Annotated in this window: 26 protein-coding genes; 14 read left to right on the top strand and 12 right to left on the bottom strand. The window is 34.7% G+C overall.

Features of this window, described 5'->3' with window-relative positions:
* The first annotated feature begins 52 nt into the window (after positions 1-52).
* On the top strand, positions 53-241 hold the full coding sequence (locus ACOQN3_RS06095) for a hypothetical protein (protein WP_420545596.1): 189 nt from the start codon (positions 53-55) through the stop codon (positions 239-241).
* Between the two features lie 231 nt (positions 242-472).
* Positions 473-1,981, top strand: a complete 1,509-nt coding sequence (locus ACOQN3_RS06090; RefSeq protein ID WP_420545595.1) for a DEAD/DEAH box helicase — start codon at positions 473-475, stop codon at positions 1,979-1,981.
* Here the strand turns inward: ACOQN3_RS06090 and ACOQN3_RS06085 are convergent.
* Positions 1,978-2,253, bottom strand: coding sequence for a hypothetical protein (locus ACOQN3_RS06085; protein ID WP_420545594.1), 276 nt, complete (start codon positions 2,251-2,253; stop codon positions 1,978-1,980). The genes ACOQN3_RS06090 and ACOQN3_RS06085 overlap by 4 nt on opposite strands.
* 191 nt (positions 2,254-2,444) lie before the next feature.
* Here ACOQN3_RS06085 and ACOQN3_RS06080 point away from each other — a divergent pair, with 191 nt between their 5' ends.
* On the top strand, positions 2,445-4,136 hold the full coding sequence (locus ACOQN3_RS06080) for an acetolactate synthase large subunit (protein ID WP_420545593.1): 1,692 nt from the start codon (positions 2,445-2,447) through the stop codon (positions 4,134-4,136).
* Between the two features lie 113 nt (positions 4,137-4,249).
* Here ACOQN3_RS06080 and ACOQN3_RS06075 read toward each other — a convergent pair whose 3' ends face one another.
* From ACOQN3_RS06075 to ACOQN3_RS06065, 3 genes are all read right to left on the bottom strand, one after another.
* Positions 4,250-4,579, bottom strand: coding sequence for a YnfA family protein (locus ACOQN3_RS06075; protein WP_420545592.1), 330 nt, complete (start codon positions 4,577-4,579; stop codon positions 4,250-4,252).
* The gene (locus tag ACOQN3_RS06070) at positions 4,567-4,932 is read right to left on the bottom strand and encodes a YnfA family protein (protein WP_420545591.1); all 366 of its coding nucleotides are present in this window, start codon (positions 4,930-4,932) and stop codon (positions 4,567-4,569) included. Before ACOQN3_RS06070 ends, ACOQN3_RS06075 begins: the two co-directional genes overlap by 13 nt.
* 232 nt (positions 4,933-5,164) lie before the next feature.
* Entirely contained in the window at positions 5,165-5,443 is a 279-nt protein-coding gene (locus ACOQN3_RS06065) for a peptidylprolyl isomerase (protein ID WP_420545590.1), read from the bottom strand.
* Positions 5,444-5,531: 88 nt separating this feature from the next.
* On the opposite strand from ACOQN3_RS06065, the gene ACOQN3_RS06060 reads away from it, so the two are divergent.
* A complete protein-coding gene (locus tag ACOQN3_RS06060; protein ID WP_420545589.1) occupies positions 5,532-5,804 on the top strand; it encodes a hypothetical protein in 273 nt (90 codons plus the stop codon).
* On the opposite strand, the gene ACOQN3_RS06055 is transcribed toward ACOQN3_RS06060, so the two are convergent.
* Positions 5,801-6,199 carry a pyridoxamine 5'-phosphate oxidase family protein gene (locus ACOQN3_RS06055; protein ID WP_420545588.1) on the bottom strand — a complete coding sequence of 133 codons (399 nt, stop codon included), beginning with the start codon at positions 6,197-6,199 and terminating at the stop codon, positions 5,801-5,803. The two genes, ACOQN3_RS06060 and ACOQN3_RS06055, sit on opposite strands and share 4 nt — an antisense overlap.
* Positions 6,196-6,477, bottom strand: coding sequence for a hypothetical protein (locus tag ACOQN3_RS06050; RefSeq protein ID WP_420545587.1), 282 nt, complete (start codon positions 6,475-6,477; stop codon positions 6,196-6,198). The genes ACOQN3_RS06055 and ACOQN3_RS06050 overlap by 4 nt, the downstream gene beginning before the upstream one ends.
* A 14-nt stretch (positions 6,478-6,491) precedes the next feature.
* On the opposite strand from ACOQN3_RS06050, the gene ACOQN3_RS06045 reads away from it, so the two are divergent.
* Together ACOQN3_RS06045 and ACOQN3_RS06040 are read left to right on the top strand one after the other, a co-directional pair.
* Positions 6,492-6,653, top strand: coding sequence for a hypothetical protein (locus ACOQN3_RS06045; protein ID WP_420545586.1), 162 nt, complete (start codon positions 6,492-6,494; stop codon positions 6,651-6,653).
* A gap of 59 nt (positions 6,654-6,712) precedes the next feature.
* Positions 6,713-7,114, top strand: a complete 402-nt coding sequence (locus tag ACOQN3_RS06040) for a DUF2203 domain-containing protein (RefSeq protein WP_420545585.1) — start codon at positions 6,713-6,715, stop codon at positions 7,112-7,114.
* A 63-nt stretch (positions 7,115-7,177) separates the two neighbouring features.
* Here ACOQN3_RS06040 and ACOQN3_RS06035 read toward each other — a convergent pair whose 3' ends face one another.
* Positions 7,178-7,402, bottom strand: a complete 225-nt coding sequence (locus tag ACOQN3_RS06035; protein ID WP_420545584.1) for a hypothetical protein — start codon at positions 7,400-7,402, stop codon at positions 7,178-7,180.
* A gap of 83 nt (positions 7,403-7,485) precedes the next feature.
* Between ACOQN3_RS06035 and ACOQN3_RS06030 the strand changes: the two genes are divergently transcribed.
* The 4 genes from ACOQN3_RS06030 (at position 7,486) to ACOQN3_RS06015 (ending at position 10,170) form a co-directional block, all read left to right on the top strand.
* On the top strand, positions 7,486-8,370 hold the full coding sequence (locus ACOQN3_RS06030) for a prenyltransferase (protein ID WP_420545583.1): 885 nt from the start codon (positions 7,486-7,488) through the stop codon (positions 8,368-8,370).
* Positions 8,371-8,417: 47 nt separating this feature from the next.
* A complete protein-coding gene (locus tag ACOQN3_RS06025) occupies positions 8,418-9,518 on the top strand; it encodes an aldo/keto reductase (protein ID WP_420545582.1) in 1,101 nt (366 codons plus the stop codon).
* Between the two features lie 78 nt (positions 9,519-9,596).
* Positions 9,597-9,962 carry a DUF6659 family protein gene (locus ACOQN3_RS06020; RefSeq protein WP_420545581.1) on the top strand — a complete coding sequence of 122 codons (366 nt, stop codon included), beginning with the start codon at positions 9,597-9,599 and terminating at the stop codon, positions 9,960-9,962.
* Positions 9,963-10,023: 61 nt separating this feature from the next.
* Positions 10,024-10,170 carry a YHS domain-containing protein gene (locus tag ACOQN3_RS06015; protein ID WP_420545580.1) on the top strand — a complete coding sequence of 49 codons (147 nt, stop codon included), beginning with the start codon at positions 10,024-10,026 and terminating at the stop codon, positions 10,168-10,170.
* On the opposite strand, the gene ACOQN3_RS06010 is transcribed toward ACOQN3_RS06015, so the two are convergent.
* Positions 10,167-11,114 (bottom strand): asparagine synthase C-terminal domain-containing protein, encoded by a 948-nt coding sequence (locus ACOQN3_RS06010; protein ID WP_420546602.1) that lies wholly within the window; start codon positions 11,112-11,114, stop codon positions 10,167-10,169. The two genes, ACOQN3_RS06015 and ACOQN3_RS06010, sit on opposite strands and share 4 nt — an antisense overlap.
* Before the next feature lie 109 nt (positions 11,115-11,223).
* Between ACOQN3_RS06010 and ACOQN3_RS06005 the strand changes: the two genes are divergently transcribed.
* Complete coding sequence (locus ACOQN3_RS06005; RefSeq protein WP_420545579.1) at positions 11,224-11,640, top strand: transcriptional regulator; 417 nt, start codon at positions 11,224-11,226, stop codon at positions 11,638-11,640.
* Here ACOQN3_RS06005 and ACOQN3_RS06000 read toward each other — a convergent pair.
* Together ACOQN3_RS06000 and ACOQN3_RS05995 are read right to left on the bottom strand one after the other, a co-directional pair.
* Positions 11,637-11,963 (bottom strand): DNA-binding protein, encoded by a 327-nt coding sequence (locus ACOQN3_RS06000; protein WP_420545578.1) that lies wholly within the window; start codon positions 11,961-11,963, stop codon positions 11,637-11,639. The genes ACOQN3_RS06005 and ACOQN3_RS06000 overlap by 4 nt on opposite strands.
* 51 nt (positions 11,964-12,014) lie before the next feature.
* Positions 12,015-12,581 carry a DNA-directed RNA polymerase subunit K gene (locus ACOQN3_RS05995; protein ID WP_420545577.1) on the bottom strand — a complete coding sequence of 189 codons (567 nt, stop codon included), beginning with the start codon at positions 12,579-12,581 and terminating at the stop codon, positions 12,015-12,017.
* Between the two features lie 13 nt (positions 12,582-12,594).
* Here ACOQN3_RS05995 and ACOQN3_RS05990 point away from each other — a divergent pair, with 13 nt between their 5' ends.
* Positions 12,595-12,981 (top strand): cyclophilin-like fold protein, encoded by a 387-nt coding sequence (locus ACOQN3_RS05990; RefSeq protein WP_420545576.1) that lies wholly within the window; start codon positions 12,595-12,597, stop codon positions 12,979-12,981.
* Here the strand turns inward: ACOQN3_RS05990 and ACOQN3_RS05985 are convergent.
* Positions 12,963-13,274, bottom strand: coding sequence for a MarR family transcriptional regulator (locus ACOQN3_RS05985; protein WP_420545575.1), 312 nt, complete (start codon positions 13,272-13,274; stop codon positions 12,963-12,965). The genes ACOQN3_RS05990 and ACOQN3_RS05985 overlap by 19 nt on opposite strands.
* A gap of 97 nt (positions 13,275-13,371) precedes the next feature.
* Between ACOQN3_RS05985 and ACOQN3_RS05980 the strand changes: the two genes are divergently transcribed.
* Complete coding sequence (locus ACOQN3_RS05980; protein ID WP_420545574.1) at positions 13,372-13,584, top strand: hypothetical protein; 213 nt, start codon at positions 13,372-13,374, stop codon at positions 13,582-13,584.
* On the opposite strand, the gene ACOQN3_RS05975 is transcribed toward ACOQN3_RS05980, so the two are convergent.
* Positions 13,581-14,684, bottom strand: a complete 1,104-nt coding sequence (locus tag ACOQN3_RS05975; RefSeq protein ID WP_420545573.1) for a homospermidine biosynthesis protein — start codon at positions 14,682-14,684, stop codon at positions 13,581-13,583. The genes ACOQN3_RS05980 and ACOQN3_RS05975 overlap by 4 nt on opposite strands.
* A 102-nt stretch (positions 14,685-14,786) precedes the next feature.
* Here ACOQN3_RS05975 and ACOQN3_RS05970 point away from each other — a divergent pair, with 102 nt between their 5' ends.
* On the top strand, positions 14,787-15,119 hold the full coding sequence (locus ACOQN3_RS05970; RefSeq protein ID WP_420545572.1) for a hypothetical protein: 333 nt from the start codon (positions 14,787-14,789) through the stop codon (positions 15,117-15,119).
* Positions 15,120-15,143: the final 24 nt, after the last annotated feature.

The raw sequence follows: 15,143 nt of genomic DNA, 5'->3' as shown, positions 1-15,143 counted from the left end.
CAATACACGAAATATACGTAAACTTCTTTAACATTACTGAAAATTATTATCAATGGCAAGTTACTCATCTCAAGTGAATGTAATTCACAAGAAATTCAACAATGCTGTAAAGCGAGCAAAAACAAAGCAGGCGCTCAATAAAGCATACAGTACTCACAAAAAAGATCATGAAAGATTGCTGAAAAAACACCTTCGTGAAGAAACTCTCATGATCAATAAAGCAAAGAAAAAACTAGAGTAAATTTTGTTTTTTCAAAATTATTTTTTTATTATTCCAATTTGTGATGATTGCTCTATCTTCTAGCAAATTGGATTTTGTCTAAAAATTGTGATTTTCTATTGTACATATGAAAAATATCGAACATGAGTCACGATTTTGAGCCTAGTAATCTATCATTTTTTGTTAAGTTGTGACTAACACTTTACTACACGAAAGCATAAAATCGATATTTTTTGGATTTTAGGTATCATCATGACAGAATATGTTGAAAAAAAATACATTCGGTCTGGCACATTAGAAAAAAGAGATTATCAGGTTAATTTAGCCAATCAGGCAATTGGTGAAAATTGTATTGTTGTCTTACCTACAGGTCTAGGAAAGACTGCCGTTGCTTTGCAGGTAATCGCAGAATACTTGTCACGAGGTGATGGTGGCGTGTTGTTTTTAGCACCTACTCGTGTTTTAGTCAATCAACATTTTGAATTTCTTAAACAAACTCTAACCTTAGATGACATTGCATTGATTACTGGTGAGGATACCGTTCAAAAGCGCACCAAATTATGGAATAACAGCGTCATTTGTGCAACTCCTGAAATTGCAAAAAATGATTTGGATAGACAAATTTTGTCTCCTTCTCAATTTAACTTGGTTATATTTGATGAAGTTCACAGGACTGTGGGAGATTATGCATACTCTGGAATTGCAGAGAGATTGGAAAATACATCAATTCGAATAGTTGGCATGACTGCAACCTTACCAAGTGAAAAAGAAAAAGCAACTGAAATTCTTACGAGATTAAAAATTTCCAGCGTAGCTGAACGTAATGAAGATAGTCCTGATGTAAAGCCATTCACTCAAGAAACTAACACAGAATGGATTAATGTGGAATTACCAGACGAACTAAAAATAATTCAAAAATTATTGAAACTAGCATTAGATGAAAGATATTCGATACTGAAAAAAAATGGTATACGTTTGGCAGAACAACAATCTCTTTCTGCATTACTTCGAATTAGACAATTTGTATTAAATCAAAACCGACGATCTGCAAAACCTCTCTTTACTGCAATTCGAATTCATTATGCGTTGAATATACTTGAAGCACATGGAATCACTCCTTTTCTAAAGTTCTGTCAACGTGCACAAACCAAGAAAGGTGTTGGAGTCAAAGAGTTGTTTGAAGTTGATCCTAACTTTACTCGCGCAATTCATCTTGCTAAAGAGGCTCAATCTAGAGGTATTGAACACTCTAAAATTCCAAAACTCAAAGAAATCTTGGATTCTGTTCCTGGAAAAGCTTTGATTTTTACTAGCTATCGTGATTCAGTTGATCTTATTTTCAATGAATTAAAAGCACTTGGAGTGTCTGCTGGAATTTTGATTGGAAAGGCAGGAGACACTGGACTAAAGCAAAAAAAGCAGATAGAAACTGTACAGAAATTTCGAGATGGTCAATTTCAGGTTCTAATTGCTACGCGTGTAGGTGAGGAGGGACTGGATATTGCAGAGGTAAACCAAGTTATCTTTTATGACAATGTTCCAAGTTCTATTCGTTTTATACAAAGGAGAGGAAGAACAGGAAGAAAAGACACTGGAAAACTTGTAGTCTTAATTGCTAAAAACACCATAGATGAAACCTATTATTGGATTGGAAGAAGAAAGATGACTGCTGCAAAATCTATGGGTGATAAAATGACCAAAGTCTTGGAGAAAAACCAAGAAACTCAATTGCAAAAAAACGGATTAGATGCGTTTTTTTAGGATTTGTACTGTCTGAGTGTTTTATCTAGTATTGCCTGTTTTCTATGAATTACTTTGTTTTTCATTCCTGATTCTAAATGATGAATACTACTGTTTTCTCTCTCTAACAAATTTTCTAATCTGATGTCAAATTGGGTTTGAAGAAAATTTTCCATCTCTTTGAAATCTCCGCCCATCTCCATACTTTTGATTGATTCTTTTACCAAGTTATTAATTGATTTTTCAAGATAATCTAGTATTTCCTCTATTGTATTTTCTGTAATTGTTGTCATTTCTATTCTTGTTTTTTCTAACTATTGGTTTGATATAATGTTAAAACCAAAATCTAGTATTTGTGATTAACGGAATACAAATTAATTCTGTAGAACAATTTTTTGCCAAAAGGTTTGAATTATTTGAAAAGCAGTCTCACATATTATGTATATCTCATGCTAAACAAGAAAAAAAAGTGGGATGAATAAATGTGAAAGCTTCGGATCTATTAGTAGAATGTTTAGAATCTGAAGGTGTGGAATACATCTTTGGAATTCCTGGTGAAGAAAATGCGGATCTAATGATATCCTTATCAAAATCGAAAATCAAATTTATTCTCACTAGGCATGAGCAAGGAGCTGCATTTATGGCAGATGTTTATGGAAGATTAACAGGAAAAGTTGGAGTCTGTTTGGCAACTCTTGGGCCTGGCGCTACCAATCTAGTTACAGGTGTAGCAAATGCAAATATGGATAGATCACGATTGTTGGCAATAACAGGACAGACTGATTCTCATTTGCTGCATAAAGAATCTCACCAAAACCTGAATGTAGTAAAGATGTTTGAACCCATGACCAAATGGAGCTGGTCCATTAGAAATGCAAAAAATATTCCAGAAATTGTAAGAAGAGCATTTAAAATTGCATTAACTGAAAAGCCAGGCGCAACTCATATAGAATTACCTCAAGATATTGCAAAACAAGAATCTGATATACCTCCAATTGGATTTCAGGAAATATATCGACCAGAGGCAAACAAGGAACAAATCAGAAAAGCAGCCAAGATGATACTGGAAGCAAAAAAACCTCTTTTGTTTGTTGGAAATGGCTGTGCACGAGAACATGAGAGTCCTCAGCTTAGAAAATTCGTCGAAAAAACAAAAATTTTCTCAATTAATACATTCATGGGCAAAGGCGTCATCCCTGATGACTGTGAAACCCACCTTCAAACAATAGGAATCAAAGATGCTGATCATGCATTACAAGCAGTGTTGGATGCTGATGTGGTAATTTCGGTTGGTTATGATTTAGTTGAATACACTCCCAAAATGTGGAATTCTGATCTTAACAAGAAAATTATTCACGTTGATTTTACTCCTTCTGAAGTCTATACGTTCTATAGACCTGATGTTGAGATATCTTCTGACATTGGTGATGCAATGGATGCAATATTGTCAGAAATTGAACAACTCCAATCAGAAGATCCATCATTGAATTCATTTCCAAGAAAGGATGTACCAGAAAAATTCCAAAAAGTCCGTTCTGAGGTAATTGAAAGAATCAACATATTCAAAGATGATGATTCTTACCCAATAAAACCTGAAAAACTAATTCTTTCAGTCAGAGATAAAATCAATCACGATGACATTGTAATATCTGATGTAGGGACTCATAAATTATGGATTTCTAAAATTTATCAAACCTTTGAACCAAACACATGCATTATTCCAAATGGGTTTGCATCTATGGGTTTTTCACTGCCTGGTGTATTGGCAGCAAAGATGGTCTATCCTGAAAAAACCATTGTCGCGATGACAGGTGATGGGGGATTTTTAATGAACGTACAAGAATTAGAGACTGCAGTACGACTAAAATTGTCTGTCATCATTGTGGTGTGGGTTGATAATGACTTGAACCTAATCTCGATAAAACAAAAACATGAATTTGGAACAAGTGTGTTTACCGAATTTTCTAATCCTAATTTTATTGAAATTGCAGAAAGCTTTGGAGCAGTAGGATTTCATGTAAAGTCTACTGAAGAGTTTGCACAAACTTTGGAGAAGGCAAAATCAATTCTGGAAAAACCTGTCGTTATTGCAGTAGATGTGGATTATTCTAGAAACGAAGTGTTACTTGATGATTCTTTTCCACCCTATGTGGAATCACTTAACGGTAAAAAATAGTTTGAAATAAACTCATCATAGAAAAACAATATTTGAAGTGCAAATCATTTTTGTAAAATAAATTTCAGGTTAAAGATTAGGTCTGCTTGAAAATAATTGTTAATTTTGGGAACTTAACGTGGCCAGTAAAACATGATTGCAACTCCGATCAATATAACTATTGAGCCTATTATCTCAAATCTGTCTGGTTTTTTCTTGTCAACCCAATACCCCCAAATTATTGAGGACACTACAAAGATTCCTCCATAAGTGGCATAGACTTTGCCAAAATCTGCAGGCTGTAAAGTCATAACAATACCATAAGAAAACAAAATCAACCCTCCAACTAGTCCTAGAATCTTTCCTTTATGATCACGCAACCATTTCCATACCAAATATCCTCCACCAATCTCTAGGAGTGCTGCAAAAAAGAACACTACAATTGTTGAGGCTACTTCGACCAAATCTTTTCTCCTTTTCTTGGATAGTAGAAAATTATCAATACTCCAATTACCGCAATCATTGTCCCTATGATGTCATAGCTGTCAGGTTTCACGTCATCAATTAACCATCCCCAGAATACAGCCATTACAATAAAGACTCCTCCATAAGCTGCATAGATTCTATGAAAGTATGTTTTCTGAAATGTAGGGACAATTCCGTACAAAAATAACACAAATCCTCCGATTGCTCCTAACACAAAACCAAAATCTTCACGCAACCAAAGCCATACCAAATATCCTCCTCCAATCTCACAAAGCCCAGCTAAAAAGAAGAGCAAAACCGAAGTAATGTAATTTTTTAACTTTTTACTCAATGCTATACAAAAATGAAATGAAGATTCCATATTATAACTACTTTAGATGAATAGAATCGAAATTCGAAAAAATTGAGATTATTTTCCACAATTCAAATTTTTCTAAATTTTGATGGTTGAATTTTGCACTATTGTTGCATTGATAGAGTTGTTTATTGTGATATTGTCATCGCAGGAAGAACTGTAAAAATTCACTATAAGATAACCATACTTGGTAACTACTATCTTATGTTTAACCGAATCTCTTGATTATGTGATATCCAAATTCTGTTTTGATGGGATCTGATATTTCTCCAACCTGTAACTTGAAAGCTGCTTCTTCAAATGGTTTTACCATCATGCCCTTTGTAAAATACCCAAGATTCCCGTCTTTTTTTGCACTACCTGAATCAATAGAAAAACTCTTTGCTAGCTTTCCAAACTTTTCACCATTCTTTAGTTTCTCAAGTATTTCAAGTGATTCGCTTTGTTTTGCTACCAAAATATGAGAACATTTTACCTTGTTTGACAATGCATCTCTTTCTTATCTCCACTTGATAATTGTTTTTCTTTTATGAAAAGCAGTAATTTTCTAGTATTATACATTTGAAATCTTGATTGTGAATAGATCCATTCTAATCATCATTCTTGTTTCATCTGTACTTGTTCTTGCAGCTGCAATGGAGTTTCTTTCATGGAGTCCTGAAAAATTTGCCAATTTGAAATCTATTTCTGACACAACCGCAATCTTTTTCATTTCAATTGGTTTGGCAATGACTTATGTTATTTACTTGTATGCAAAAAAGAAGGGTTGGTGGAACGTTAATTCAAAATACAATTACCCAAACTCAAAATCTGCTATTGCCTTGAAGAATAAATTTTACAAAATCTAGTCTAGACCCCAACTAGTTTTATTCTTTAACACGAATTTTAAAAATGGTGCCTCATTTTCTTTCCATGGATCTCTTTTTACCCAATCAAATTTTTCATAAAATATGTTGTAAATTTCTTTAAACTCTGAACCATTTTCAATGATTTTTGCTCTTCCTTGTGCACAAACTGCTTTGTGATGGCCCGACTTGTAAATGTCAATTGTAATACTTGTGTTTGGATTTGATTTTATGTTCTTAAATGTGTGAGTCTCATAATCTGTAGCTATCCAAATGTTGTTGTTGTAAAATACAAAAGATACTGGCTTTACGTGCGGGATATCTTTTTGTGATGTCGCAATCCTTGCAGCTTCGTTATTTTTTAAAAACTTTGACTCATTACTTGAGAATTCTGTCAAGAAAAAATCCTTTCTCTGATTTCTGGTATGTGTTTGTAAATGAGGTCTCTTACCTTCATCTGATCTTCTGCAGTTGGCATCTCCTTTTGTGCACTTAGTATGGCGCCACTCATTCCAAGTGCCATTCCCATGACTACTCCATAAACAAATTCTTTTGGTTCTTCTACCTTCAATGTTTCTTTTTTCTCCTTAATTTCTTCTAGATATGCTGGAATTGTTGCTATTGCACCATTAATTGTCTGTGTTATCAATGTCTCCATTTGGTCTTCTTGACTCATATTCTAAACCATCAATGATTCTTAATAAACCTGCATCTATTACACGTGAAAAAATTAAAGACTTGATTGCGTACAGAATAATCATGGATGAAGGACAAATAATAGTTCCTTTGTTAATCGTCCTTGCAGTTGGCCTCTTTGTAGGATCTAGAATATGGATTATGTTCAAAAAATAATGAATAGTACTTTTTTCATCACCTAAGATTTTTAATTAAGGAATTTTGAAATTTTCAATATGTTCTCATTTTTTACCACAAGTGAAGCTAATCAGGCACTTCCTGATGTAATAAAGAAATACGAATATGCATTAGCAAAACAAAACGAAGTAAAAAAGATCGAACAACAATTACAAATGAATATTTCCACTACGAATTCCTTTGAAGACTATGTAACTTTAAAACAGCAACTAAATTCTGCAATCACAAAAATGTATGAGGCCATTGAAATTTTAGAAAGTACAGGCGTTGTAGTAAAAAGCATAGACCAAGGATTACTTGACTTTCCTTCAAAACGATTTGATGATGAGGTCTGGCTTTGCTGGAAGTATGGTGAAACTGAGATAAAATTCTGGCATGAAAAAGATTCTGGATTTATGGGCCGAAAACCTATTGAAGTTGATGATGAATCTCTTGTATGATTTTTGGGATCTTTTAATTTAGTTAATTCTTTTTAATGCCTCTAATACTACGAGCCTAATTTTTCACATTTTTCTTGACTGATTCTTTGAGACTCTTTTTTTGTCTCTACATATCCCGCAGAGGTAATTTTCTTTGAATCGCTCTAATTCTAATTTGAACTCTTTTGTTTGATAAAATTTTTCAGAAGCTTGCAATCCTCCAGGTACTTTTTTTCCACAATTTATACAATGAATCTCAAGTGTAAATTTGACTCTTTTATCATCTCTTGATATTTTTCCTATTATCATACATTGTTCATCATTGGTTTTTTGATATAAACAAAACTCTATGAAAAGTCATGAATATTATAATCTAAATTCTAAACTCAACCATGCTGTCTGTATGGTTGCGTGTTATACGTGTTAGATTTTTGCTGGCATCTGTAATTGCAGTCTCTGTTGGCTTGTCTCTGCATTGGTGGCAAACATCCACAATTGAAATTTTTGACTCTATTCTTATCTTTGCAGGAGTCATGGCTTTACATGCAAGTGTAGACCTACTCAATGATTTTTGGGATTTTAAACGTGGTATTGACACAAAAACAAAGAGAACCAAAATGAGTGGAGGGACAGGGGTATTGCCTGAAGGCCTACTCAAGCCATCTTCTGTGTATAGAGCAGGAGTTGCATTTTTGATAATTGGTTCTGCAATTGGTGCTTACTTTGTGTTTACTGATGGGATCATTATCGCAGTTATTCTTGGGTTTGCAATCCTTTCCATCTACTTTTACTCTACTAAAATTGTCGATTCTGGAATGGGTGAGTTTTTTGTTGCAGTAAAAGGGTCTATGATTGTTCTTGGCACTTTTTTTATTCAGTCAGGAAGCATTACTTTTGAAGCAATTCTTGCAGGTATTGCAGTTGGTTCATTATCATCGCTGGTCTTGTTTATTGCTTCATTTCCAGACCATGATGCAGATAAATCCAAAGGAAGAAAAACACTGGTAATTGCACTGGGAAAGGAAAAAGCAGTAAATGTATTTTGGGTCTTTCCTCTAGTCTCATACCTTGCAATTTCTGTCGGGGTGATAACTGAATTGTTTCCATTATCTTCTTTGATTGTGTTTGCCGGAATCTCCTTGATGGTCAAGTCTGGACTGGGCCTGAAAAAGAATTTTGATTCTGTTGACAGTTTGGTTCCGTTTATGTCCTCTACTTTGTTGTTCAGCAGAATCTCAGGTTCTCTTTTGGTAATTGGGTTCTTGGTTGGATTGTAGAAATTCTATGATCTAGACATAAATTTAGTGAATGCTGACTGATTTGTATGATTTCTGGATTTGCAACTACTGAAGGGACAAAAAAATTTGCTCAAAACTCTAAAGCTGATATTGCTAATTTTAAACAATTTCAAAACCTCTATCTTTCCAATGTAGGAATTGGAACCTACCTGGGTGATGCTAACTCTATTACTGATGAATTAGTTACAAATGCGGTAAAACAATCAATCAAATCTGGTGTCAATGTGGTTGACACTGCAATAAATTATAGGTCGCAAAAAGCAGAAAGATCAGTTGGCAAGGCAATATCTGAATTGGTATCTGATGGTGAAATTGCTCGTGATCAAATCTTCATCAGTAGCAAGAATGGATATGTTACAAATGACGCTGATGTTAATTTGGGATTCTGGGAGTATGTTAAGCAAGAATATACTGACAAAGGAGTTGTACGTGAAGGAGATATCACATCTGGTTATCATTGTATGACTGTTCCTTATCTTGAGGATCAGCTTAATCGTAGTTTGAAAAATCTTGGTTTGGACTGTATTGATTTGATGTATCTACATAATGCCATTGAAGGACAAATCAAGGATGTCTCAAAAGAACAATTTCAGGAAAATCTAAAGTCTGTGTTTGAACTTTATGAACAAAAACGTGATGAAGGTAAAATAAAGTACTATGGAATGGCCACATGGGAATGCTTTAGAGTACCTAAAGACAACCCTCAGTACTTGTCATTAGAACAAACCGTTGACATGGCAAAAAAAATTGGCGGTGATGATCATGGATTTAGATTTATTCAATTGCCATACAACATGTATTATGATCAAGCTTTGCTTGGAAAAACACAAATGATAGGAGACAAAAATGTCTCCTTCTTAGAATCTGCGGTGCAATTGGATGTCGGAGTGTTTACCAGTGTGCCCTTCATGCAAGGACGGTTGTTGACTCCTGGTACTATGCCTGAGTTCAATGATCTAAAACCTTCATTAAGAGCACTACAATTTTTGCGCTCTTCGCCTGGTGTTTTGGCACCTCTTGTTGGCCAAAAATCTGAATCTCATGTTACTGAAAACATGGAGATAATGAACATCCCTCCTTTATCTGAAGAAGAATTTCTTGCTCTAGTCAAGAAACTCACATCTTAGAACTTTGGCTTTGTTATCACAAAAAATTCCATGCAAAGATAATAAATGAGATAAATTAAAAACAAAACAGATTACAAATTGACAAACAGAATTTATGATTACGATAAAATATGTTCTACTATAATTGAACTTGACCCCTCAATTCGATTTGCAGGTGTAATCAACGAAAGAGGCAGACTGGTAGCAGGTGGAATGAAGAAAAATGTTGAACCCCTGGAGAATGAAAAAGACGATGAGATGATTTTCATGGAACTTGCGCTACGTGTCAAAATGAGAAAAGAGTTTGACAAGCAACTTGGATCTGTAAACTTTGCTATGGCCTCACGTCAACGTGCACTTGCAATTAGTTTTATCTTAAATGAAGATATTTTGTATGTCGTAGCAGAACCTGATGCTGATTATGGCGTTCTTCCAAAGAAGATCTTGGACATTATCTCTTCTTGATCTTTTAATTTTACATTTGTGATTTATCAATCTATAAATAGAATCTCCAGAAGAAAAATCTGTGCCAGTAGATCCTGTATGTGGAATTGAACTTGATGAAGATTTAGCTTTGCTTCATGAGCATGATGGAAAGAAATTTTATTTTTGCTGCAATGGATGCAGAAGGATTTTCATAAAAAAACCACGCAAATACAAGAACAATTCCTAAATCGGAAACGCACCACACATTCTACAAAATCTAGAATTTATCACAACTTGTTTACAGTATGAACAGGAATTTTCTGATTCCCTTTTGGCTGGAACTCCAAAATGTTTTTTAAAAATTTCATAATAATGCATCGACTCTCTACTTCGTATGACTATACTGTCTTCTTTTTCCACAGTCAATTTTTTTTCAACATATTTTTCTTCATCTATTATAGATTCAAACAATCCGGTTAATCCAGCAGTGCCTGAACCTTCCTGCATTGGTGACTTGTCTCTCCACACTATGTGCTGAGGAATATGTTTTTCAAATGTTTTGCGCAAAATCCATTTCCCATATCTTTTTTCTTCCTTTGTTCCAACTTTCAGATTTGCGGGAATTTCTTTTGCCAAATTGATGACTTTTTCATCTAAAAATGGAGACTCGATTGTAACTCCAAGGGCTTCTCCTATCTTTTGTGTTGGAAAGTGCATTATTTTGCAAATGCGGTTAATTTCTTCTTCAAGCTCCTCTTCTGATTTGTTAATCAAAAAGTTGTATCCTGCAAACAATTCATCGGCCCCATCTCCTGTAATGATGCTTTTTTCTCCTTTGTCTTTTGCCCATTTTATTGCTAGATACATCACAACATTGTTGCGAATCTCAATATCGTTGAAATTTTTTAAAATCTTTATTGTCTCCTCAATTCCTTCGAGGATTTCAGCAGTCTTGACACTGTAAATTGATAGTGGCATTCCTAGTTCTTTTGCAATCATTTGACAGTATGTTAGATCTGTAGAAACAAAGTCCTCTGAAATTACTGATACTGCCTTGATGTCTTTACGATCCCTTAAAAAATGACCTATGATGGAGCTGTCCAAACCCCCTGAAAGTGCAATCATACTTGATTTGCATGCGTTGCATGATTCTTCTAGTGCATCATACACTTTATTGTAAATCTCCTCCATCACGAACTGATGCAAATTCAAATTAAAATAGATATGCTCAATTGATACTTGTTTTGAAATTCTAGGTTCATTGCAAACTTTAAATCCTTTATCAAAGTGCTGAGAATTAATGCTTCTTCCTGCAGAGATTGAATCTAAGACTCTAATCCCAGCTCTGCGTGCAATACTTGCAAAAAAATTAGCAGAAGATCATAATATTCGTGAAGATGAAATTTCTAAGATGCTGGGTGTTACTCAAGCAGCTGTCAGCAATTACATCCGAGGAACCCGTGGTGATCCATCTCTTATTGCCAAACTTTTGTCTGAAAAACAAGTTGCAATAATGGTTGATGAACTAAGTGATAATTTGTCTTCAGATATGGCTTATACTCCTTCTAGTCTCTCAAAATTTATCGGACTATGCAATTATATCAAATCAAGTCTTTTGATATGTGAAATACATCATAATCTAGAATCTGATATTGATGAACGAGTGTGCAAAGAATGTGAAAACATGTTGCTAAAAGGTCCTGGCAGCGTATACTAGGAATTACTGGTCTTTTCTAAAACTATCTCAATTGTGGATGTCATTTTTCCTATGCCTGCAGCAGATTCTGTATCTAAAACAATCTTTTGAACTTTGGAATTTCCACTCATGAGCTTTTCTGTAATGATGTTTGCTACTGCAACTGCATTTGGGATTGAATTTCCCTTTGCCTTTAGTGTGACTTGATTTTTCTTTCCCATCAACGCTAAAACATCAACTGCTGACTGCATTACTGGCTCATTTCCAATACTCACACTAGTTGTATTGGACATTGAGTTGGTCTGCTCTTGACCTTGCAGTTCATTTGTTCCTTCCATGAGCATTATTCAACAATCAGCAATTTTTTGTTCTTTTAAGTTTTATCGACCATTGATTCATTTTTGGAAATAGTCAATTGGGATATTTTGAAAGTCCCCATTTGGTAAAACTCTTCTAATTGTGATCGGAATTACTCTTTGTTCTAACTCTTCCATGGAGATATCTAGAGAAATTCTTGCAGTTTTTGGAATTGGTATGAATGGTGGTGCTCCTAATGATAGTTGTAATGCTCTTGCGCCCATTATTCTTGCTTTTTCAAATCGAGTTAATGTAGGTGGTCCAATTGTAATCTTATTTTTTTCGCATGGGATTTCAACTGGTTCATGAACTTCTACTTTTTCTACTACTTCTCTAGTTTCAATCTCTTTGATTCTGTTTTCGAGGGCTTCTTGTTCTTTTTCAGATAATCCCTCTGCTCCATCTTTCTTTTCAATTAGTTTTCGATAAGTGTCAATTGCTTTGTTTAACCCGGCGTTTTCTTCTGGTTCTCCATCTTTATCATTTTCTGGAGCTTCTAACAATTCAGTTTCTTTATCATTTTCTGGAGCTTCTAACAATTCAGTTTCTTCAGCAGCATCAGACAAGTAACGAGAGTCTTTTAAAACGTTATATAATCTAATCATTTTAAATCAAAAATTGAGCACATCTTCTGTCTCACGAAAACATCTTGTTCTAGAAATTAGAGGAAAAGCAAAAATCTCCTGTGATCTTAAACGCCACCTCTCTCCAAGAACAGTTGGAACAATTATGAGATCTCTTCCATTAGAAGGACATGCTCATCAGATGGGAAAAAGTGTCTTTTATTTTGAAACAGTAATTGATTCTGGAATTGAAAGAGCAAGATCTGAGTTCAAAAGAGGAGATATTGCATTTCTACCATCAACTGGAAGTATCTGTTTTTTTACCAATGATGTTGCCTCTGGAAAAAAAATGACCCCGATAGGAAACCTTGGTGATAATATGGATGAATTAAGTAAAGTTGTTTCTGGTGATGTATTTTCTATTTATGAAGAGGCAGCTTGATACAAGTGATGTCCTGAATATCCGCCTACTCTCTTAACTGTGCCTTCCTCTGTAGATTTTCTTAGGAAAGCATTTGCAGCTGAAATTTTGACTCCTGTTTGTCTTGCTAAGTCTTGGACGGTTATTACCTTAGAGTTTTGGATAATTTTCATTGCTTGTTGTTCATTTACCATGACTGTGATCTCTGCTTTCTTTGGTCCTCCCTCGCCCTTGTCTTTCTTACCTTTCTTAGAGTCCTTTGAGCTTGAGGATTTGTCTTTGGTAGCAGTTGTTGTCTTTTTTGCTCCGCCCATAATTTGAGAAAAATATGTTCCTCTTATAAACGATGAACAAATTATTTGAAAGAAATCATTTTTTCAAATATAAATAATATCTAAATTATTTGATATCATGGGTATTGTATCAAAAGGTGCAAAATGCAATGTCGAAGGATGCGATGAAAATGGTGCTAGGTCACTAAACACAACCAAAGTTGAGAATGCTGGTTTGCGAGTTAATTCGACTGGTAAGAAAACTGTACTTTGCAAAGATCACTACAAGGAATGGAAGAAAGAATCCAAAGATGACAGAGACCTTGAACGTGCCAGATTTGACAAGTTTTAATTTTTCTTCTTTTTCTTTGAGTTTCGTTTTACTTTGTTTACTGGATTCTTAAAGTAGTCTTTGCTGAGTTTGTCATACATGCTATCTAATTTTTTGTAAAGTCTTTTTGGTTTTCGTGATTTTTGATTACTAAGTACGTATAATGCAAGTATTGGAAATGCAATTGTCGCATCTGCATACACTGTAACCATTCCATTATGCGCATCTTGTACTTTGCCCCAACTTTTTCCTTCTTGTAGGGTAGCACCTGATAAACCTCCTGTGTCTGGACGGGCATCTGTAATCTGAATTATGTAGTCCTGTCCCCCGTCATCTCTTCTTAGAATCTGATCTAACAGAGGGCCTGTTTGCTGAGCAGTGTTCTTTGGAACTCCTCCACCTAATTCTAAAATCCCCGATTTTTTTGAATCATACAATATTGCAGCCTGCTCTATTATCTCACGTACAAAATCTAAATTGTACACTTTATCTTGTAATCTATGCACTGCCAAATTCAATGCCAGTGATGAATCCTTTATTGTAGATATGTAAACAGGTACATCATATTCATAAGCTGTAGTGACAAAACTCCTTTCAGGGAATTTTGCATTCTCCTTGCTCATCTTGCCCATTACGTTACAAAATTCAGCGGTTGTAAATGACTTGTCTGGGAATTCGTCTGCAAACATTTTCTGTATAATTTGGTCTTCAGCTTCTAGTGTTTCATAAAATTTAATGTAAATATCACGTATTCGAACAATTTCATTTTCATAAAGCTTCATGTCATCTACATCAAAACTTCCTTGCTTTACTGGCAATCCCCAAGCAAAATGATCTTCATGATACACATTTGCACCTGTAGTGATAATCCAATCCACAAACCCACGCTCTATCAATGTCTTGATTATTCCTCCAAATCCTACTGGAGTCATTGCTCCTGAAACAGTCAGGCAAATTGTTGCGTTCTCTTTTATCATCTGCGCATAAAGTTTGGCAGCTTCTCCCAATTGCCTAGCATTAAAACCTGAACTTGCAAATACGTTTACCAAGTCCTCGATTGTCATTTTTGGATCTAGTTTGATGTGGGGAACATCCTTGCCATGAAATTTGTGTGGGTCCACTTTTGCAAATAATTTTTTACTGTAAATAATACTTGCGTAAGAACTTGTAATCTGAGTTTATGTCAAATACTACTTATCTATGATTTGACCCGTTAATAGTAAATGAAATTTGCTGATCTGCATAATCCAGAACGAATCAACAAAAATCCTGATGATGTGGTAGTTTTGTTTTCGTCTGGAAACTTCAATCAAGACGAGTTTGTAATTTCCAAAGTTGAGCTTCGTCTATATCTTGAGAGAACTGATGAAAAACTTGGTAAATATTCGTTGATTACTTCCTACGTTGAAACCGACAAGGGTTCAGTTGAGATGGTTTATGATGAGGGATTTCGCGGAGAGTCCTCTCTTTTGCGTGCATCTGAATTTCTCACCTCTAATCTTGGAATTTCAGGCTTGATTTTGCGTTCTGTGATATTTCTACGTGAGAAGATATAGTGTAATCTTTGTTTTTCATCAGTA

Origin of the sequence: Candidatus Nitrosopumilus sp. (assembly GCF_965223225.1) — an archaeon.
Classification (GTDB): Archaea; Thermoproteota; Nitrososphaeria; order Nitrososphaerales; family Nitrosopumilaceae; genus Nitrosopumilus.
Note: the sequence above shows the minus strand (reverse complement) of the source record. Positions and strands in the feature narration are given on the sequence as shown.